This window comes from Rhizobium sp. P40RR-XXII (assembly GCF_012641405.1).
GTDB lineage: Bacteria > Pseudomonadota > Alphaproteobacteria > Rhizobiales > Rhizobiaceae > Rhizobium.
The window spans coordinates 133,650-153,703 of record NZ_JABAII010000004.1 but is presented as its reverse complement, the minus strand read 5'-3'; the positions used below and the strand labels follow the sequence as shown (position 1 = coordinate 153,703).

Below are 20,054 nucleotides of genomic sequence, written 5' to 3'. Positions count from 1 at the left end.
CTCCACCACGGCCGATGACGCCGCGATGCACAAGATGGCAGCGTCGGATGCCGCCGCAAATGTCGTTGCCGCGGCGGGCGCGCAGGTCAGCCGCCGCCAGGGCGAAAAAGGGCGCTGGTCCTGGCTGGTGCCGGCAATCTACATCGTCTTCCTGCTGCTACCGATCTACTGGCTCGTCAATATGAGCTTCAAGACGAATGAGGAGATCATCGGCGGGTTGACGCTCTATCCGCATGAGCCGACGCTGCGCAACTACGCGATCATCTTCACCGATCCGTCCTGGTACAAGGGCTACATCAACTCGATTACCTATGTCGTCATGAACATGGTGATCTCGGTTGCGTGCGCTCTTCCGGCGGCCTACGCCTTCTCGCGCTACCGCTTCCTCGGCGACAAGCATGTCTTCTTCTGGCTGCTGACGAACCGCATGGCGCCACCGGCGGTCTTCGCCCTGCCGTTCTTCCAGCTCTATTCGGCCTTCGGCCTGATCGACACCCATATCGCCGTAGCGCTGGCGCATTGCCTGTTCAACGTGCCGCTGGCGGTCTGGATCCTCGAAGGCTTCATGTCCGGCGTGCCGAAGGAGATCGACGAGACGGCCTATATCGACGGCTATTCGTTCCCGCGCTTCTTCATCAAGATCTTCATTCCGCTGATCGCAAGCGGCATCGGCGTCGCCGCCTTCTTCTGCTTCATGTTCTCCTGGGTGGAGCTGCTGATCGCCCGCACCTTGACGACGACCGACGCCAAGCCGATCGCCGCCATCATGACGCGCACGGTCTCGGCTGCCGGCATGGACTGGGGCCTGCTTGCCGCCGCCGGCGTGCTGACGCTGATCCCAGGCGCGCTCGTGATCTATTTCGTCCGCAACTACATCGCCAAGGGCTTCGCGCTCGGCCGCGTCTGAAGGAAACCGCTGTGAATACTGACTTTTCCTGGATGGCCTGGACACTGCCGACGGCGCTCTTTTTCGCGACGATCCTGCTGCTTTTGATCGGCATGGCGGTCTGGGAATATTTTTCGCCCGGCGGCAATCCGCGCCTCGGCATCCTGCGCTTCGAAACAACGCGCGGCGACCGGCTGTTCATCTCGCTGCTCGGCGCCGCCTTCATCCATCTCGCTTGGCTGGGCCTGGGAGGCCCCAGCCTGTGGTGGGCTCTTGCTCTCTCCGTGGTCTACGCCGCCGGCGTTTTCCGTCTGGTCTGAAGCAACCGATACGGCGGCCGGCAATCCGGCCGTTCCGAAATGCACTCGCAACCTGTAGGGAGGAATATATGCGAAGACATCTCTTGACGACGACGGCTGTCGCCCTGCTGGCCTTGGCCGGCACGGCCAACGCCGGCATGAACGAGGCCAAGACATTCCTGGACAAGGAGATCGGTGACCTTTCGACGCTCTCGCGCGCCGACCAGGAAAAGGAAATGCAATGGTTCGTCGATGCGGCCAAGCCTTTCCAGGGCATGGAAATCAAGGTCGTTTCGGAAACGCTGACGACCCACCAGTATGAATCGCAGGTTCTCGCGCCGGCCTTCACCGCCATCACCGGCATCAAGGTCACCCACGACGTCATCCAGGAAGGCGACGTCGTCGAGAAGATCCAGACGCAGATGCAGACCGGTCAGAACCTCTATGACGGCTGGGTCAACGATTCCGACCTGATCGGTACGCATTGGCGCTACAAGCAGGTGCGCAACCTGACGGATTGGATGGCTGGCGAGGGCAAGGACGTCACCAATCCCAATCTCGATGTCGCCGATTTCATCGGCACCAGCTTCACCACCGCTCCCGACAAGAAGCTCTATCAGCTCCCGGACCAGCAGTTCGCCAACCTCTACTGGTTCCGCTACGACTGGTTCAACGACCCGAAGAACAAGGCGGACTTCAAGGCGAAATACGGCTACGAACTCGGCGTGCCGGTCAACTGGTCGGCCTATGAGGATATCGCGCAATTCTTCACCGGCCGCGATGTCGACGGCAAGAAGGTCTTCGGCCATATGGACTATGGCAAGAAGGACCCGTCGCTCGGCTGGCGCTTCACCGACGCCTGGCTTTCCATGGCCGGCAACGGCGACAAGGGCCTGCCGAACGGTCTGCCGGTCGACGAATGGGGCATCAAGGTCGATGCCAATTCGCGTCCTGTCGGCTCCTGCGTCGCACGTGGCGGCGATACCAACGGACCGGCCGCCGTCTATTCGATCCAGAAGTATCTCGACTGGCTGAAGGCTTACGCTCCGGCGGAAGCACAGGGCATGACCTTCTCGGAATCCGGTCCGGTTCCGTCGCAGGGCAATATCGCCCAGCAGATCTTCTGGTACACGGCCTTCACTGCCGACATGGTCAAGCCCGGCCTGCCGGTCATGAACGCCGATGGCACGCCGAAATGGCGCATGGCGCCGTCTCCGCATGGCGTCTACTGGAAGGACGGCATGAAGCTCGGCTATCAGGACGTCGGTTCCTGGACGCTGATGAAGTCGACCCCGGTCGACCGCGCCAAGGCCGCGTGGCTCTATGCGCAGTTCGTGACGTCGAAGACGGTGGATGTGAAGAAGAGCCATGTCGGCCTCACCTTCATCCGCGAATCCACCATCCGCGACAAGAGCTTCACCAAGCGCGCGCCTGAACTCGGCGGCCTGATCGAGTTCTATCGCTCGCCGGCCCGCGTGCAGTGGTCGCCGACCGGCACCAACGTTCCTGACTATCCGAAGCTGGCTCAGCTCTGGTGGCAGGCGATCGGCGATGCCGCATCGGGCGCCAAGGACGCCCAGGGCGCCATGGATGCACTCTGCGCCGACCAGGAAAAGGTAATGCAGCGCATCGAACGCGCGGGCGTTCAGGGCGATATCGGCCCGAAGCTCGCCGAAGAGCACGATCTTGCCTACTGGAACGCCGATGCCGTCAAGAACGGTCATCTCGCTCCGCAGCTGAAGATCGCCAACGAGAAGGAAAAACCGGTCACCGTCAACTACGACGAGCTGGTCAAGAGCTGGGCCGACGCGGCGAAATAAACCAGGCTCATCGACGCTATACGAATGCCGGGGCTCGAAGGAGCTCCGGCATTTTTCGTCAGAATCAAGACTCCGCAAAAATAAAGCCGCGATGATTGTCACAGCCTTGACACATTTCCCGCGAGCGCGAACTATCCTTATCCGGGTCACAACACCTGCGTACGTCAGAACTCATTGATATACTTCGTGGATTTCTGGATAAGGAGAGCAACGTGAGAAACGGATTTTTTGGGCGCCGAACGCTCGTCACCGCCATTGGCCTTGTCGCCGCCCTGCCGGCCCTGGGCGCCGATCTGCCGGCACCGTCGCCCGACGACAATCTCAATGCGGTTCTCTGGGACCAAACCTCGGTCGAGGCGCAGGCCAACGCGCTCGGCGCCTATACGCTCGGTCGCATCAGGCTCGACGAAGCATTGGCCGACAAGAGCTGGACCGCCGCACCCGTGGAGCAGACGGGCAGTTTCCAGGACTTCCCGCCAGCCATCATCCTCGATGTCGATGACACCATCCTCAACACCTCGCCCTACCAGGCGCGTAATATTACGGCGGGCACCAGCTTCACGCCGCAGAGCTGGACGCAATACGTCAATGCCCAACAGGACAAGCCGATCGCCGGTGCGGTAGAATTTACCCAATATGCGGCTTCGAAAGGCGTGAAGGTCTTCTACGTCACCAATCGCACCGCCGATGAGGAAGGCCCGACCGTCGAGGAAATGAAGCGCTTCGGCTTTCCGATGGGCGACAATGTCGACACCTTCCTGAGCGCCAAGGAACAGCCGGATTGGGGCTCCGCCAAGGGCACGCGCCGCGCCTTCATCGCCAAGAACTATCGCGTTCTCCTGATGTTTGGCGATAATTTCGGCGACTTCACCGACGACTACAAGGGCACCGTCGAGGAGCGCCAGAAGGTCTTCGAAGCCAACGCCGCCCATTTCGGCCACGACTGGATCGCCATCGCCAACCCGACCTATGGCTCATTCGAGAGCGCACCATACAAGGGCGATTACAAGCTTCCGCCGGAAGAACAGCGCAAGATGAAGCAGGATGCTTTGACGCCTTGGGATGGGAAGTGACTCTCTTCGACAAAAGACTGTCAGGCGAATTCGCGCTTATGGCAATTCTTTGCCTCGCCCCTCACCCCGCAGAGCGGGGGAGGGAGCTCTGCAATGCCAAACGCTGCTACTCGACGAGGCCAATTATCTTGCGCAGTCATCCCTCGCCCCGCTTGGCGGGGAGAGGGCTAGGGTGAGGAGCCAGGCACAGGAGTTGCCGCAAAGCCGAGCTCACTTGGTCTTCACCCATATAGCCAACTATCAATCAACTCTTCCGCTTCAGCTTCGTCGCACCCTCTTCCACGAGCCGCTTCGCCGCTTCGGCGACCGTGATCTTGCCGAAGGCGAGCTGGTCGGCGACGGGGCGGGCGACGTTCTGATCGAATTCTCCGGAGCCGAGCGGCGCCGGCACGGGATAGGTACCGACCTGATCCTTCAGCAGCTCGATATAGTGCACCGTCTGCTGCTCCACCGGATTGAGCGTGGGCAGGAGGGCGGCGCGCACGGTAGGCGACATCGGCACACCACGTTCCACACCGAGGATCTTGCCGGCATCGATGTCGTTGACGAAGAAATTGATGAATTTCGCCGCCGCTTCGCCGTTCTTGCTGGTGGCGCCGACACTCCAGATCAGCGCCGGACGATAGTAATGACCGGAGGGACCGTCCTTCTTCTCGCGCGGCAGCATGGTGACGGCAAGCTTGCTCTTGACCACGAGCTGGTAGCCGACGAGCTGGTTGGAATAGGCCATGCCGATGGCCGATTTGCCAAGCGCCAGGCAGTTGCTCTCGATGACGTTCTGGTCGAGCGTCTGCACATCGGCTGAGACCGTGCCGCCGCGTTTGCGCAGGTCTTCCCAGTAGCTATACCATTCCTTGGCATCGTCGACGCCGAAGCCGAGCCCACCCTCCTCCGTAAAGAGGCTCTTGCCGCGCTGGCGCAGCCAGACGTCGAGCACATAATTGTAGCGTGCGCCATAAGGACCACCCCAATAGCCGCGCTTGCCGGCGGCCTTGGTCATTTCCACCGCGAGATCGGCATATTCGGCCCATGTCGTGGTCGGACCGGGCGGCGTCAAGCCGGTCTTCTTGAACATGTCCTCGTCATAGAACATCGCAAAGGAGTTAAGCCCGAGGCCAACGCCATAGAGCTTGTTGTCGACCGTGGTCAGCTTCAGCACGTCCTTGCCGAAACTGTCGATATTCAGCGTCGAGGGCACGAACTGGTCGAGCGGCATGCAGGCGCCGCGTTTGGAATAATCCGAGATCGTGCTCGGTTCGAGCTGGAAAACGTCCGCGATATTCTGGCTCGCCATTCCCGTCGCGAGCTTGGCCCAGTAGCCGTCGCCGCTGATGCTCTCGCCGACGATGGAAATATCCGGGTTCTTGCCGTGGAACAGCTCGGCGACGGCGACCGTGCGCTTGCCACGATCGGGCGAGCCCCACCACATTGCCCTGAGCTGCGTCTCATCGGCAAACGCCGGCATCGCTCCTCCGCCGAAGGCAAGCCCGGCCGCGGCCCCAGTGGCCCCGATCATGAATGAACGGCGATTCATGCGCATGAGATTCCTCCTTCTCTTGCGTTGCCATCCGCGGCGATCTCCCCGACGCTTTTCGCGGATGAAGTGGGTCGAAGATATGCAACTTCATTGCACTGCGCAATAAAAAATCTTTCTATTGCAAATTTGCATAATTTTGCATAGCGTTTGCACCATGAACGATATTCGCTCCAAACGCATCCGGCAGGCTGATATTGCCACAGCCGCCGGCGTCTCCGTTTCGACGGTGTCGCGGGTTCTCACCAACGAGCCCGGCATCAGCGAGACGATCCGTCAGCATATCTTCAAGGTCGCGAGCGATCTCGGCTATCCGCTGAAAACGGCGACCGAGACGATCTCAGGTGGACTGGCGCTGATTGCAAGCGACAGCGTCACCGGAGGCTTGAGCGTTTTCTATGAAGGCATTCTGGAAGGCCTGCGCGCAGGCGCCGCCGAGCGCGGCATGCGCTTCGACATCCGTCTCATCCGCGAGGCAAGGACCGAGCCGGAGCTGGTAAAGGAATATCTGCAGGCCGCCGGCGCCGAAGGCCTCTTTCTCGTCGGCATCGACCCTTCGGAAGAGCTATGCCGCTGGCTTGAGGCAAGCGGCACGCCAACGGTGCTCGTCAACGGCACCGACCCGAAGCTGCGCTTCGACGGCGTTTCGCCCGCGAATTTCTTCGGCGCCTACAACGCAACCCGGCGCCTGCTCGATGCCGGCCACCGCCGCATTCTGCATCTGACCGGCTCGCATCGCCAGACGATCCGCGAACGCATCCGCGGCTTCGAGGCGGCGATCGCTTCAGTGGAGGGTGCTGACGGCCGCATCGTGCCGATGAACTTTCGCGGCAGCTCCAGCCAGGAAGCCCACGACACCACGACTGCGATCCTAGCCGAGAAAGGCGGCTATACCGCCGCCTTCTGCATGAACGATTTCATTGCCGTCGGCGTGCTCGACGCCGTGACCGAAGCTGGCCTGCGCGTACCGGAAGATTTCGCCATCGTTGGCTTCGACGACCTTCCCTGCGCCCTGATGACCAATCCCCGGCTGGCAACCATGCGCGTCGACCGCGCAGCGCTCGGCCGGGAAGCCATCGGCCTGATGATCGCGCGCTTCCGCGACCGCGATGCGCCGGCACGCCAGATTTGCCACGGCGTTCCGCCGGTCGTTGGGGGCACGCTGCCACCCGAAACCTAAAGTCCAATCCCGCCGCGGAAAACGATCGAGAAAGCCGAACCGATGATCTATGACCCCGCCAGCACCAATCCGCTCGCCGGCAACCCGCTGAAGACCCCTCCGGACATGCGTCGGGCGCTGACTGACCTGTTCGATCCGCTGCTGCCCTATTTTTCGCAAGGCAATGCCCGCGTCCGCATCGATGCCGCCGGCGCGCATTTCGATCGCGCCGCCGCCGATCTCGAAGGTTTCGCCCGTCCGCTCTGGGGCGTCGCGCCGCTCGGCGCCGGCGGCGGCGACTTCCGCCATTGGGACCGCTACGCCGAAGGCCTCGCAAACGGCGTCGATCCGAAACATCCGGAATATTGGGGCACGGTCAACGGCCGCGATCAGCGCATGGTCGAGCTTGCAGCCCTCGGCTTCGCGCTTGCCCTCGTGCCTGAAAAGATCTGGGAGCCGCTCGATCAACGCGCGCGCGACAATCTGATCGCCTATCTCAAGCATGCTCGCACCTTCGACTATGCCGATAACAACTGGAAGTTCTTCCGCATCTTCGTGGATATCGCGCTCGACCGGCTCGGCGCCTCCTTCGACCGCAGCCTGACGGAAAACTACCTGAACGAACTCGACGGCTTCTACATCGCCGATGGCTGGTATCGCGACGGCAATATCAGGCGCATCGATCACTACATTCCCTTCGCCATGCATTTTTACGGGCTGATCTATTCTAAGCTCGTCAATGACGACCGCGCCAAGCGTTATCGTGAACGTGCAATCCTCTTCGCCAGGGATTTCCGCCATTGGTTCGCACCCGATGGCGCCACCATCCCTTTCGGCCGCAGCCTGACCTATCGCTTCGCCTGTGCCGGCTTCTGGTCGGCGCTCGCCTTTGCCGATGTCGAGGCGCTGCCATGGGGCGAGATCAAGGGCCTGTGCCTGCGGCACCTGCGCTGGTGGGCCGACAAGCCGATCGCCCATCGCGACGGCACCCTGCCGATCGGCTTTGCCTATCCCAACCTGCTGATGTCGGAAAACTATAATTCCGCTGGCTCGCCCTACTGGGCTTTCAAGGCCTTCCTGCCACTGGCTCTGCCTGAGACTCATCCGTTCTGGGCCGCTGAAGAAAAGCCGCCGGAAAATGAGCCGGCTATCATCCCACAGAAGCATCCCGGCATGGTGCTGATGCGCAGCAAGGCGGATGTCATCGCGCTTTCGTCCGGCCAGGAAAACCAGCAGATGCGCTTCGGCGCGGAGAAATATTCGAAATTCGCCTATTCCGCCCGCTATGGCTTCAGCGTCGAAAGTGACGAGCGCATCTTTGCCGGCGGCGCCTTCGACAGCATGCTTGCCTTCAGCGACGACGGCCTGCACTACCGCGTGCGCGAAACCAATGAAGAGGCAAAGCTTGCCGGCGATACGCTTTATGCCAAATGGTCGCCCATGCCCGACGTGACCGTGGAAACATGGCTCGTCCCGGCCTCGCCCTGGCATATCCGCCTGCACAAGATCACCACGCCGCGGCCGTTGCAGACAGCCGAAGGCGGCTTTGCTATCGCCAGACGTGATTTCGAGGCCGATACACTCTCTTCCGAAACCGGGGCCGCCTACGCCATCGGCGAAGCGGATTTCAGCGGTATTCTCGATCTCGGTTCGACGATCGAGCGTCAGGGCGTCGCGCAGAAAGCACCGCCGAACACCAATCTCATCGTCTCGAAGACCTTGGTGCCGCAGCTGCGGGGCGCGATCCCGACCGGCGAGACCACTCTCGTCTCGGCCGTACTTGCGGAGAAGGATCCAGCTGCCGTCGATCACGCCTGGACGAAGCCGCCTGCGCGGCCCGATATCGACGCCTTGCGCACCCTCGTGAAAGACAAGGGCATCACGGTGAGCGCCATCGAGGCGCCGGGTCGCCTGCCATGACGCAATCTCTCTCCGGCCGTCCGGCCGTCGCCTTTGCCATGCAGCCATCGCGCACGCAGCATGTCCTGCCGGAGGCGCTCATTCAGCGTCTCGCTACCATCGGACGCGTGCTCGATGCAGCGCCGATGCAGCGCTTCGACGACGAGCGCGCGACAAAGCTGCTTGCGGAAACCGAAATCCTGATCACCGGCTGGGGCTCTCCGACGATCGACACCGCCGCGCTTGCCCAGGCGCCGCATCTGAAGCTGGTCGTTCACGCAGCCGGCACAGTGAAAGGACTGCTCGGAGACGGCCTATTCGATCGCGGTATCCTGGTCAGCCATGCCGCCCAAGCCAATGCCCTGCCGGTCGCCGAATTCACTCTCGCCGCCATCATCTTCGCCGGCAAGAAGGTCTTTCGGTTTCGCGATCTCTATGTCGCCGATCGCAACCGCAAGCGGACGCAGCCGATCCAGGCCGAAGCGATCGGCAATTACGGCCGCACAATCGGGATCATCGGCGCCTCGCGGATTGGCCGGCGCGTGATCGAGCTGCTCTCGCCCTTCGACTACCGGATTTTGCTTTACGACCCCATGGTCAGCGACGCCGAGGCGGCCGGGTTGGGCGTGGAGAAAACCGAACTGGGAGCCCTGATGGCATCAGCCGACATCGTTTCGCTGCATGCGCCCTCGCTGCCGGCGACGCGGCACATGATCGATGCCCAACGCCTTGCACTGATGAAAGACGGAGCAACCTTCATCAATACCGCGCGTGGCGCGCTTGTCGACGAAGCCGCCCTGATCGCCGCGTTGAAGACCGGCCGCATCGATGCGATCATCGACGTCACCGATCCGGAAATTCCGGAGGCTACCTCGGCCTTCTACGACCTGCCGAACGTCTTTCTGACGCCGCATATCGCCGGCGCTGTCGGGCTGGAACGGACCCGCCTCGGCGAGATGGCGATCGACGAGGCCGCCCGCTTCATCGATGGCAGGCCGCTGCTCTATGAAATCCGCCGCGAGGACATGGCGCTGATGGCATGACGCGACGCAGCAAATCCATGAAAACACCCTGAAATCGCCCCATTTCGGCACAGGCGAACAACCCGTTTTTAATCATTCCGCGCTAGCAATCTCTATGCGCATGACCGCAAAACGTTCGGCTTCGAATTTTTTGCAAAGGATCATGCGCCAACAAAGTTGTTGCTGTGTCCTTTGCGCGCCCGGAAGACGCGCGGCGCAGCAATGAAGAGGTTCTAGTAATGCGTACCCGCGTCCTTTCCATTCTGGCCGTGATGCTGCTCGGCGTGCTGGCAGGCTGCGCAACGGCGCCGTCGCGCACCCGCAACATCTGCGCGATCTTCGACAAGCGCGACGGCTGGTTCAACAATTGGCAGCGGGCGGCGCAACGCACCGAGCGCAAATACGGCGTGCCGGTGCCGATCTTGATGGCGACGATCTACACCGAATCCGGCTTCCGGCCGCGCGCCCGCCCGCCAAGGCGCTATCTGCTCGGCTTCATTCCCTGGAAACGTCCGACGACGGCCTATGGCTACTCACAGGCCCTCGACGGCACATGGGATAAGTACAAGCGCGAGACCGGCAACTGGACGGCAAGCCGCACCAACTTCTCCGACGCCGTCGATTTCGTCGGCTGGTATCACTACCAGACCCACCTGCAGACCGGCATTGCCCTGAACGATTCCTACGATCTCTATCTCGCCTATTATTCAGGCGCCAAGGGCTATCTGCAGGGATCATGGCGCGGCAATGGCACGGCTCTGGCCGGTGCCAAGCGCTTCAACGGCATGACGAGGATCTACGCACAGCAGCTTCCGAGCTGCAGCTGATTTCGACGCTGAAAAGCATAAAACTGCGGCCTTAGGGCCGCGGCTCCAGCAAGTTCAAACCGCCATCCTCGCCCCATATATCGGCAATCGACACCTGCTGGCCGGTGCGGCTGCTCTGCAGCGCCGCGATACCGCACAGGACCGACATCGCCCCCGCGCGCGAGCCGGCGCGCTGCTTCAGCTCGTCGTTCGGGCCGGAACGCAAGATCATGTTGCGCAGCCGGTCGTCGCCGCCATAGTGCCCGCCGGATGAATGCGGCACCCATATGCGCTCGACATCACCGAAATTCTTCATCACGACGATCTCGTCGGCGGGGGGCGTCGTCCAATCCTGCTTCTCGTATTGCCGCAGCTCGATGCGGCCCTTGTGGCCGTTGAAGGCAATGTGATGGCCTTCGATCGGCATATAGGTATTAAGGGAATAGGAGACGTTGACGCCGCTGCGATAGCGGATCGAAGCGACCATCGTATCAGGAATGTCGATATCCTCGCGGAACACGCAGGCATCGCGGACATAGCCGTCCACGGTGGAAGGCTCCTCGTAAAGACTTTCGAGCAACGGCGTTGCGCTGATGTCAAGATAATAGTTGCACTCCTGCTTGTAGCGACAGGCGCGACAGCGCTCGCCGCGGAACGGGCCTTTGCGGCCGTAATGCTTGAGATCGGCAAAGGCTGCCACGGTTTCCGGATCGGAATCCAGATACCAGTTCAGAAGGTCGAAATGGTGTGTCGCCTTATGGACGAAGAGACTGCCGGAATTTTCGACGAAGGCATGCCAGCGGCGGAAGTAATCGGCGCCATGGCTGGTATCGAGATACCAATGGAAATCGACCGACGTAACCTCGCCGATCACGCCGGAATTGATCAGCTCCTTGATCTTCGCAGCCGTCGGCGCGAAACGATAGTTGAAGGAAACATCCAGCCGTTTGCCGGTGCGCGCCTCGGCATTGAGAATGCGCTTGATCTTGTCGACGGTCGTCGTCATCGGCTTCTCGCTGATGACATTGGCGCCGGCCTCCATCGCCTTGACGATCAGCTCGTCATGGGTGGAATCGCGGGTGCAGACGATGACGAGATCCGGCTTCTCGACGCGCAACAGCTCATCGAAGTCAGTATACACCGGCACCGATGCGCCGATATACTCCAACGCCCGCTTCGCACGCATGGCATTGAGATCGCACACTGCGACGAGTTCCACCTCATTGCTCCAGCGCTCGACCAAATCCTTGCCCCACATGGTCGCGCCACGATTGCCCGTGCCGACCAGAACGTAACGTTTCTTCGATGACGATTGCATGTCTCTTCCTCCGGAGTCTGCAAATGATGATGCAAGGCCTCAGCGACCTGAATTTATCTCGGTGGTATGCCCCTCACCCCAACCCTCTCCCCGCTCGCGGGGAGAGGGGCTTTTCCACTAAACCCGTGACGCGATCCAAGCGGCAAATTCAAATGTCTTACTCCGTCGTTCCCTCTCCACGCGCGCGCGCGAGGGCTAGAGTGAGGGGCCAAGCTCGCCAGGACGTCAAAATCAAAACTCAATCCTAAGCCGGCGACCTCTCCATCGCCGTCCAGTCCGGCGTGACTGACGAACCGAAACCGACCGCGCTGATAACGGAACCGATGGCGAGTTGTCCCGCCTCGATCCGCAGCCGCGTGCGGCCATTGCTGACGCGGTAGAGATCGGAATGCGCGTCAGCGAAAACCGCCTGCTCCGCCTCCGGCGCGCCGGCCATGCCGTCGACATAGTGATGGCCGTTGCGCTCGATATGCGTCATGCCGATCAGCGAAGCGAGCGCCAGGTCCTGCTGCACGGCAAGCCCCCCTTGAGTCGTCAGATCCTCCGCCGACATAAAATAGGGAATGCGGTCCTCGGCGCTCCACTTGGCGACGCGGGCACGGTTCAATAGCGAGCGATAGAACCCCTTGCAGGATTTCGAGGAGATGCCGGTATAGCCGAGCTCCCTGGCCGTGACGAAAGCATTGATATCCGCATCGGATTCGTCGATCTCCACCGGCTTGAAGGCAGCAAGGGCTTTGACCGGCTTCTCGAAGGCATGGGCACGGGCGATCGGTTGCTCGACAAACAGGATCGAGGCTGCAAACCGCGCCAGCCTGGGCTCATCCTTCACGCGGGCGAGCAGATCGGCGACGGCCTCGGCTGAAGAAAATTGCTCGTTGCCGTCGAGCGTCACCGAATAGCTGGGCACCTTGGCGTCGATGACGGCAGCAACGCGGCAGAGACGATCGATATCGGCCTCCGGTGCGCCGGAAACCTTGACCTTGAAGAAGGTGAGGCCATAGGCGTCGATCGCCTCCTCGAAACTCTCCGGCAGGCCATCGTTCAGGCGCTCGCTTGCCGGAATATCTCCGGGCACGATGGCATCGACCAGGCCGACCGTATGGCGGGCGGCAAGGCGTGTGGCAGGTTCCAAAGTTGATAGGAAGCCCGGGAGATCGAAGCCGGATAGATCGCGTACTGTCGATGCATCGATGCCGGGACGGTTCGCCTTGATCGCCTGCGAAACCGTCAACCCTTCCAACCGGCAGAGAGCATCGAGAACAGCCCGGTTGGCAAGCGCCAGGCCGAAGGAGGCGACGAGCCCGTTCAGCTTTTCCGCCGCGGCCCGGGCATGGTGCGATGCCTCGACGGCCGCGTGCAGCCCGAAAGCCGTTGCCGAGCCGGCACTCCTCAGCGCATCGAGCGCCAGAGCCAGCGAACGGCGCAGCTGGTTTTCATTGTCGGCATTGGAAAGCTCGGGCGATTTGTCGAACCATTTCGGCACCATCAGCTCGGCCGCCATCCCCTCAGCCGAATGCCCCAGCGCATCCTCGATGCGCACGCGCAGGAAAATCTGCCGCGCCTCCCGCAAGGTCGCCGCCCCGAAACGGAATGGAAGCCGCAACTTCACCGGGCGCTCGAATGCCTCAGCCTCGACAAGCCTGATTTTCAATGGATCGGTCATGATGTTAGGCGGCTCCTGTGATTGTCAGGCAAGTCGATTTGCATAGGGATCAATGTGCATGGCCCATCAGCCCTCTCCCCGCCCTGAGCTTGTCGAAGGGGCGGAGAGAGGGCCGGGGTGAGGACTATTTAGTTCACTGCAGAAGCAGTTGTACCGTCAGCCAGTTGCATCGCCTTGTGGCAGGCGATGAGTCGTGTCGATACGACAGGCTTCATGATTATCCTCCGTGCCCGACTCCCTCCAGAATCAGGAAAAGCAAATGCTTGCTCTCTCAAGCAATGTAACCATATGGTTACAAGATCGCGCGTTACCTCCGGCCTTGTCAATCATCTTTTGAAAATTTCTCGAAAGCGCCGAAGCCTCTGTTTCTGGGCACCTTACGCCCGGATCGAAGCGAGCGTGACCGCAACGATGTGTTCGCCCCAGGCATTGAGCGCATCCTGGCTTGTCAGCTTGCGCGCAAAAATCGTCGACAGCGTGTGCCGGTTCGACAAATAGAAGAAACCGAGCGCGGCGATCGTCAGATAGACGGATACTGGATCGATCGCTGGCCGAAAGATGCCGTCCGCCTCGCCTCGGCGTAACACGTCCGAGAGTTCGTCAATAAGATGCGAATGCATGGCCGAGACCTTCTCGGACCGTTGCAGGTAATGGGCGTGATGCAGATTTTCGGTAGCAAGCAGGCTGAGAAACTCGGGATGCGCGAGGAAATGCCGCCAGGTGAACAAGGCGAGTTCCCGCATTCCCTCCTCCGGATGGCGACGCGCGAGGTCGAGCTGCTTCTCGGCATTGCGGATCGTCGCATAGGTCGCTTCCAGCACGGCGAGATAGAGCCCCTCCTTATCGCCGAAATAATGATAGAGCATCCGCTTGTTGGTCTGCGCCCGCGCGGCGATCGCATCCACCCGGGCACCGCCGAAGCCATGCGCGGCAAATTCTTCCGTCGCCGCTTCCAGGATCGAAGCATGGGTGCGTTGCGGGTTGCGCGATACCTTCTCCGGCCGTGTCTTTACGGTCTTGTCGGCGTCGGCTTGTGCTGTATTTTCAGTCTGTTGCCTCGCCCTGGCCGCCATGGACGATCTCCTTCACGATCGGGGTTGCAACGATGGATGCCACCAGCGCGCCTGAGCCCCGTTTTTGATTGTAACGCGATTGGCGCTTGACAGCGGTCACGTTTCTATCCAACTTGTAACCAAATAGTTATATCATGCAAAGCAGTTCGTAAATCATCGGTTCACTGGGGAGGAGACCAGGATGAGTTTGACGATCGACCGCCGCCAATTGCTTGCGGGCATGGCAGCCACACTCGCTTTCAGCAGTATCGGGCTTTCACGCGCCAATGCGGCAACCGCGATGCGCCTTCTTTGGTGGGGATCGAAGGAGCGGAGCGACCGTACGTTTGCAGCCGTAAAGGCCTATCAGGCGAAGAACCCGGATATCACCATCGCCGGCGAATCCTTCGGCTGGGACAGCTACTGGACGCGCCTCGCCACGCAGACCGGCGGCGGCAATGCTCCCGACCTCATCCAGATGGATTATCGCTATATCTTCGAATATGCCCGCCGCGGCGCGCTGCTCGATATGACGCCCTATCTCGGCAAGAGCCTGGCGATCGAGGACTTCGGTACCGCCAACATCGATTCCGGCAAGGTCGACAACAAGATCTACGGCGTCAGCCTCGGCGTGAATTCCTCGATGGTCGTCGTCAATACGGCCGCCTGGAATGAGGCCGGCGTCGAGCCACCGCAGGATGGCATGAACTGGGAACAGCTCGGCGATGCCTGCGCCAAGGTGACGGCCGCCAAGAAGCGGCGCGGCTTCTACGGCACGGCGGATGCGAGCGGCGGCGAGCCGGCCTTCGAATGCTGGCTGCGCCAGCGCGGCAAGGCGCTTTACACGGCCGACGGCAAGCTGGCCTTCGAGGCCAAGGATGCGGCCGAATGGTTCGATTTCTGGGGCCATATGCGCAAGATCGGCGCCTGCGTGCCGGCCGACGTCCAGGCGCTGGATCAGCAGACCCTCGAAACCGACATGCTCGTGACCAAGAAGGCGGCCGTCAGCTACGCTCATTCCAACCAGTTCGTCGCCATTCAGGGCCTCGTCAAGGAAAAGATCGATCTGGTCTCCTATCCGGTCGACGCCGGCGGTAAACCCGGCCAGTACCTGAAACCCTCGATGCTGATGTCGGTTTCGGCAACATCCGCAAACAAGGACGCCGCCGTCGCCTTCGTCAATTACCTGGTCGAGGATCCGGAAGGCGCAAAGACGCTCGGCGTCGAGCGCGGCGTTCCCGCCTCACCGAAGATCCGCGATCTCCTGACGCCTGCTCTGGATGAGACAAGCAAGAAGGTGGTCGATTATATCGGCCGGCTGACGCCGCGTGTCGGAGCACTGCCGCCGTCTCCGCCGAATGGCGCCGGCGAGAACGCATTTCTGCTGAAAAAGATCGCCGAGGAAGCGGCATTCGGCAAAACCAGCACACAGGACGCTGGCGCGAAATTCACCGAACAGGCAGCAGCAAACATTACGCGAGGCTGATACCGTGGGTACAAACAGCAAGAGCGTTGCCGGCGGCTTGGCCGTCGGCGCGCGCGCGCCGTTGCGCGTGGAAACCGCCTATAAGGCGCCGAGCGCGTTTTCGCGCAACGCACCCGGCTATCTCTTCCTTCTGCCGTGGTTCATCGGCTTCTTCGGACTGACCCTCGGACCGGCGATCGCCTCGCTCTATTTGTCCTTTACCGACTATAATCTGCTCCAGGCGCCGAACATGGTTGGACTGGACAACTACATGCGGATCGCCACGGCGGACGACAAATTCCTGTCGTCGATGAAGGTGACGTTGTTTTACGTCGTCTGCTCCGTGCCGCTGAAGCTTGCCTTCGCGCTCTCGGTGGCGCTGCTGCTCAACCGCGGCATCCGGGGACTTCCGGTCTACCGGGCCATCTTCTACCTGCCGTCGCTACTCGGCTCCAGCGTTGCGATCGCAGTGCTGTGGCGGCAGATCTTCGATGCCGACGGCATCGTCAACACCCTGCTCTGGTACGCTTTCGGCATCAACGGGCCGAGCTGGATATCCAATCCGGACTATTCGCTCTATACGCTTGTCATTCTCGCCATCTGGCAGTTCGGCTCGCCGATGATCATCTTCCTGGCCGGCCTCAGGCAGATACCGACCGATCTCTACGAGGCCGCCAGTCTCGACGGCGCCTCTAAGGCGCGGATCTTCTTCAAGATCACCCTTCCGCTTCTGACGCCTGTGATTTTCTTCAACGCCGTGGTCCAGACGATCGACGCCTTCAAGGCCTTCACGCCGGCCTATGTGATTTCGTCAGGCACCGGCGGACCGATCGATTCGACGCTGTTCTACACGCTCTATCTCTACCAGGAAGCCTTCGGCTATTTCCGCATGGGCTATGCCTCGGCACTGGCCTGGGTTCTGGTTGTTATCATCGCGATCTTCACCGCCTTCTCCTTCCTCTCCGCTCGTTATTGGGTCCACTACGATGACTGACGCGAAGCTCACCCATTTTGCCGAGGATATGAAGCCGCCGCGCGAGCGCCCGTGGTTCCTCTCCGTCCTCATCCACATCGCCCTCGTCGCCGCATCGATCGTGATGCTCTATCCACTGCTTTGGATGCTCTCCGGCTCGATCAAGGACCAAAACGAGATCTTCGGCACGGCATCGCTGATCCCGTCGCATTTCGATTTCAGTTCCTATGCCCGCGGCTGGTTCGGCGGCCAGGTGACCTTCGGCAAATTCGTCTGGAATTCGGTCGTCATCGCCATGCTCTCGGTCATCGGCAACGTGATTTCCTGCTCGCTGGCGGCCTATGCCTTCGCGCGGCTGAATTTCTGGGGCAAGAATTTCTGGTTCGCCCTCATGCTGGGTACGCTGATGCTGCCCTATCACGTCACGCTGATCCCGCAATATATCCTCTTCCTGAAGCTCGGCTGGGTGAAGACGATGCTGCCGCTCGTCGTGCCGAAATTTCTCGCGGTCGACGCCTTCTTCATCTTCCTGATGGTGCAGTTCTTCCGCGGCATTCCGCGCGAGCTGGACGAGGCTGCGATGATGGACGGCTGCAGCGCGTGGCGCATCTATTGGCGCATCATGCTGCCACTGTCGCTTCCCGTTCTGGCAACAGCCGCCATCTTCTCCTTCATCTGGACATGGGACGATTTCTTCGGGCCGCTGATCTACCTTTCGGACATCAACACATACACGGTGCAGCTCGGCTTGCGCTCCTTCGTGGATTCCACGGGAAGTTCCGACTGGAGCAGCCTGTTTGCCATGTCGAGCCTGTCGCTGATCCCGGTCTTCCTGATCTTCCTCTTCTTCCAGAGACTGCTGATCGACGGCATCGCAACCGCCGGCCTCAAACGCTGACTAAGAACCAACAGTCCCGAATACCCAAGATTTGGGGCTGTGAACCAACAAACCTATTGAAAGGAAATGTCGCATGAGCGCGCTGCGTTTTGCCGCCATCGGCCTCAATCACGATCACATCTACGGCCAGGTCAACGTCATGCTGCGGGCCGGCGCCGAACTCGTCGCCTTCCATGCGGTGGAAGACGATCTCGCCGCCGCTTTCGCCGGGCGCTTTCCGCAGGCCAAACGCGTCACCGACAGAAGAGAAATCCTGGAGGACAGCTCCATCGCGCTGATCGTCAGCGCCGCAATCTCCAGCGAGCGGGCCGGCCTTGCCATCGAGGCCATGCGCCACGGCAAGGACGTGATGCTCGACAAGCCCGGCATGGTGACGCTGGATCAGCTTGCGGAAGTCAAAAAGGTGCAGGCCGAGACCAAGCGCATCGTCTCCATCCTCTATTCCGAGCATTTCGAGACGGCATCGACGGTCAAGGCCGGCGAACTCGTCAAGGCCGGCGCCATCGGCAAGGTCATTCACACGACGGGCCTCGGCCCGCACCGTCTGCGCAAGCCGACCCGGCCGGACTGGTTCTTCGACCGCAAGCGCTATGGCGGCATCATCACCGACATCGCCTCGCACCAATGCGAGCAGTTCCTATTCTTCGCAGATTCCCTTGAAGCCGAAGTGCTGTCTGCGACGGTGTCCAACCGCGCCAATCCCGAAACGCCCGGCCTGCAGGATTATGGCGATTTTCATCTGCGCACGCCTGACGTGACAGGCTATGTCCGCGTCGATTGGTTCACGCCGGACGGGCTTTCCACCTGGGGCGACGGCCGCCTTTTCATTGTCGGCACCGAGGGCACGATCGAGCTGCGCAAATATATCGACGTCGCTGGCCGCCCTGGCACCGATCACCTCTTCCTCACCGATCGCAAGGGCATGCAGCATATCGACTGCACCGGCTTCGACCTGCCCTACGGCCGCCAGCTTGCCGCCGACATAAGAGACCGCACCGAAACGGCCATGGGTCAGGAACATTGCTTTAAGGCCATGGAGCTCGCGCTGAAGGCGCAGGCGCTCGCCGAGGCAACATCGCTCAACAGCATTCAAAGGTAATTGCGATATGTCCGACATCAAGAAAGTCGCGATCATCGGCCTCGGCATCGGCCGATCCCACATCGTCGAAGGCTATCTGCCGCATTCAGACCGTTTCGAGGTCGCCGTTCTCTGCGATCTCAATGAGGAGCGCCTGAACGCCGTCGGTGACGAATTCGGCATCCGCAGGCGCCTCAAGGATTTCTCCGAAGTCCTGAACATGCCCGATATCGACATTATCGACATCTGCACGCCGCCCGGCTCGCATTTCCAGCTGATCATGCAGGCGCTTGCCGCCGGCAAACATGTGGTCTGCGAAAAACCGCTCGTCGGTTCGCTCGCCGATGTCGACGCCGTCATCGCGGCCGAGAAGACAGCCAAAGGCCGGCTGATGCCGATCTTCCAGTATCGCTATGGCGACGGCATCCAGAAGGCCAAGCGCATCATCGCTTCAGGCATTGCCGGCAAGCCCTATGTCGCGACCTCCGAGACCCATTGGGTTCGCGGCGCCGATTATTATGCGGTTCCCTGGCGCGGCAAATGGGATACCGAACTCGGCGGCGTGCTGATGACGCACTCCATCCATCTGCATGACATGTTGACCTACCTGATGGGGCCGATCGCGGGCCTTTTCGGCCGCGTTGCGACAAGGGTCAACGATATCGAGGTGGAGGACTGCGCCAGCGCCAGCCTACTGATGGAAAACGGCGCGCTTGCCACCATCAGCGCCACGCTCGGCTCACAGGAGCAGATCAGCCGCTTGCGCCTCGCCTTCGAAAACGTCCTGATCGAAAGCAACCACGAGCCCTACAGCCCCGGCCAGGACCCTTGGAAGATCGTCCCCGCCAATGACGAGATCGGCGCGAAGATCGATGCGCTGCTCGCCGATTGGTCGGCGATTCCGAATCGTTTCAATACGCAGATGAAGCTGTTCCACGAAGCACTGGTATCGGGCGGACCGCTGCCGGTGACGACGGCCGATGCCCGCCAGGCGCTGGAACTGGTCACCGCATTCTACGAATCGTCGGAAACCCGCGCCGAAGTCCGCTTTCCCGTCGGGCCGGAAGCCAAGAAATACAAGAGCTGGAGGCCGTCATGAACGTTGC

At 61.0% G+C, this 20,054-nt stretch carries 18 protein-coding genes; 13 read left to right on the top strand and 5 right to left on the bottom strand.

Annotated features, from left to right (window positions below; translation table 11 throughout):
* The first annotated feature begins 34 nt into the window (after positions 1-34).
* From HGP16_RS09535 to HGP16_RS09520, 4 genes are all read left to right on the top strand, one after another.
* Positions 35-907: a carbohydrate ABC transporter permease gene (locus tag HGP16_RS09535; RefSeq protein WP_246703326.1), complete on the top strand. Its 873-nt coding sequence runs from the start codon at positions 35-37 to the stop codon at positions 905-907.
* 32 nt (positions 908-939) lie between these two features.
* The gene (locus tag HGP16_RS09530; RefSeq protein WP_168840073.1) at positions 940-1,206 is read left to right on the top strand and encodes a DUF2160 domain-containing protein; all 267 of its coding nucleotides are present in this window, start codon (positions 940-942) and stop codon (positions 1,204-1,206) included.
* A gap of 68 nt (positions 1,207-1,274) precedes the next feature.
* Positions 1,275-3,005 carry an ABC transporter substrate-binding protein gene (locus HGP16_RS09525; RefSeq protein WP_168839771.1) on the top strand — a complete coding sequence of 577 codons (1,731 nt, stop codon included), beginning with the start codon at positions 1,275-1,277 and terminating at the stop codon, positions 3,003-3,005.
* A 212-nt stretch (positions 3,006-3,217) separates the two neighbouring features.
* Entirely contained in the window at positions 3,218-4,078 is an 861-nt protein-coding gene (locus tag HGP16_RS09520) for an HAD family acid phosphatase (protein WP_168839770.1), read from the top strand.
* Between the two features lie 244 nt (positions 4,079-4,322).
* On the opposite strand, the gene HGP16_RS09515 is transcribed toward HGP16_RS09520, so the two are convergent.
* Complete coding sequence (locus HGP16_RS09515) at positions 4,323-5,618, bottom strand: ABC transporter substrate-binding protein (RefSeq protein ID WP_168839769.1); 1,296 nt, start codon at positions 5,616-5,618, stop codon at positions 4,323-4,325.
* Between the two features lie 151 nt (positions 5,619-5,769).
* On the opposite strand from HGP16_RS09515, the gene HGP16_RS09510 reads away from it, so the two are divergent.
* From HGP16_RS09510 to HGP16_RS09495, 4 genes are all read left to right on the top strand, one after another.
* A complete protein-coding gene (locus tag HGP16_RS09510) occupies positions 5,770-6,792 on the top strand; it encodes a LacI family DNA-binding transcriptional regulator (RefSeq protein ID WP_168839768.1) in 1,023 nt (340 codons plus the stop codon).
* A 42-nt stretch (positions 6,793-6,834) separates the two neighbouring features.
* The gene (locus HGP16_RS09505) at positions 6,835-8,691 is read left to right on the top strand and encodes a DUF2264 domain-containing protein (RefSeq protein ID WP_168839767.1); all 1,857 of its coding nucleotides are present in this window, start codon (positions 6,835-6,837) and stop codon (positions 8,689-8,691) included.
* Positions 8,688-9,713 carry a hydroxyacid dehydrogenase gene (locus HGP16_RS09500; RefSeq protein WP_168839766.1) on the top strand — a complete coding sequence of 342 codons (1,026 nt, stop codon included), beginning with the start codon at positions 8,688-8,690 and terminating at the stop codon, positions 9,711-9,713. Before HGP16_RS09505 ends, HGP16_RS09500 begins: the two co-directional genes overlap by 4 nt.
* A gap of 218 nt (positions 9,714-9,931) precedes the next feature.
* Positions 9,932-10,519 carry a transglycosylase SLT domain-containing protein gene (locus HGP16_RS09495; protein ID WP_168839765.1) on the top strand — a complete coding sequence of 196 codons (588 nt, stop codon included), beginning with the start codon at positions 9,932-9,934 and terminating at the stop codon, positions 10,517-10,519.
* Positions 10,520-10,550: 31 nt separating this feature from the next.
* Here HGP16_RS09495 and HGP16_RS09490 read toward each other — a convergent pair whose 3' ends face one another.
* The 4 genes from HGP16_RS09490 to HGP16_RS34380 form a co-directional block, all read right to left on the bottom strand.
* Positions 10,551-11,816, bottom strand: a complete 1,266-nt coding sequence (locus tag HGP16_RS09490; RefSeq protein WP_168839764.1) for a Gfo/Idh/MocA family protein — start codon at positions 11,814-11,816, stop codon at positions 10,551-10,553.
* Between the two features lie 244 nt (positions 11,817-12,060).
* Positions 12,061-13,482 carry a mandelate racemase gene (locus HGP16_RS09485; RefSeq protein WP_168839763.1) on the bottom strand — a complete coding sequence of 474 codons (1,422 nt, stop codon included), beginning with the start codon at positions 13,480-13,482 and terminating at the stop codon, positions 12,061-12,063.
* A 377-nt stretch (positions 13,483-13,859) separates the two neighbouring features.
* The gene (locus HGP16_RS09480) at positions 13,860-14,555 is read right to left on the bottom strand and encodes a TetR/AcrR family transcriptional regulator (protein ID WP_168839762.1); all 696 of its coding nucleotides are present in this window, start codon (positions 14,553-14,555) and stop codon (positions 13,860-13,862) included.
* Entirely contained in the window at positions 14,527-14,655 is a 129-nt protein-coding gene (locus HGP16_RS34380; RefSeq protein WP_281408213.1) for a hypothetical protein, read from the bottom strand. Before HGP16_RS34380 ends, HGP16_RS09480 begins: the two co-directional genes overlap by 29 nt.
* An 81-nt stretch (positions 14,656-14,736) precedes the next feature.
* Between HGP16_RS34380 and HGP16_RS09475 the strand changes: the two genes are divergently transcribed.
* The 5 genes from HGP16_RS09475 (at position 14,737) to HGP16_RS09455 (ending at position 20,047) form a co-directional block, all read left to right on the top strand.
* Positions 14,737-16,020 carry an ABC transporter substrate-binding protein gene (locus tag HGP16_RS09475; protein WP_168839761.1) on the top strand — a complete coding sequence of 428 codons (1,284 nt, stop codon included), beginning with the start codon at positions 14,737-14,739 and terminating at the stop codon, positions 16,018-16,020.
* A 61-nt stretch (positions 16,021-16,081) separates the two neighbouring features.
* Entirely contained in the window at positions 16,082-16,993 is a 912-nt protein-coding gene (locus HGP16_RS09470) for a carbohydrate ABC transporter permease (RefSeq protein ID WP_205927496.1), read from the top strand.
* A 28-nt stretch (positions 16,994-17,021) separates the two neighbouring features.
* Entirely contained in the window at positions 17,022-17,870 is an 849-nt protein-coding gene (locus tag HGP16_RS09465; protein ID WP_246705509.1) for a carbohydrate ABC transporter permease, read from the top strand.
* 73 nt (positions 17,871-17,943) lie between these two features.
* Positions 17,944-18,969 carry a Gfo/Idh/MocA family protein gene (locus HGP16_RS09460; RefSeq protein WP_168839758.1) on the top strand — a complete coding sequence of 342 codons (1,026 nt, stop codon included), beginning with the start codon at positions 17,944-17,946 and terminating at the stop codon, positions 18,967-18,969.
* 7 nt (positions 18,970-18,976) lie between these two features.
* Complete coding sequence (locus HGP16_RS09455; RefSeq protein ID WP_168839757.1) at positions 18,977-20,047, top strand: Gfo/Idh/MocA family protein; 1,071 nt, start codon at positions 18,977-18,979, stop codon at positions 20,045-20,047.
* The last annotated feature ends 7 nt before the right edge of the window (positions 20,048-20,054 follow it).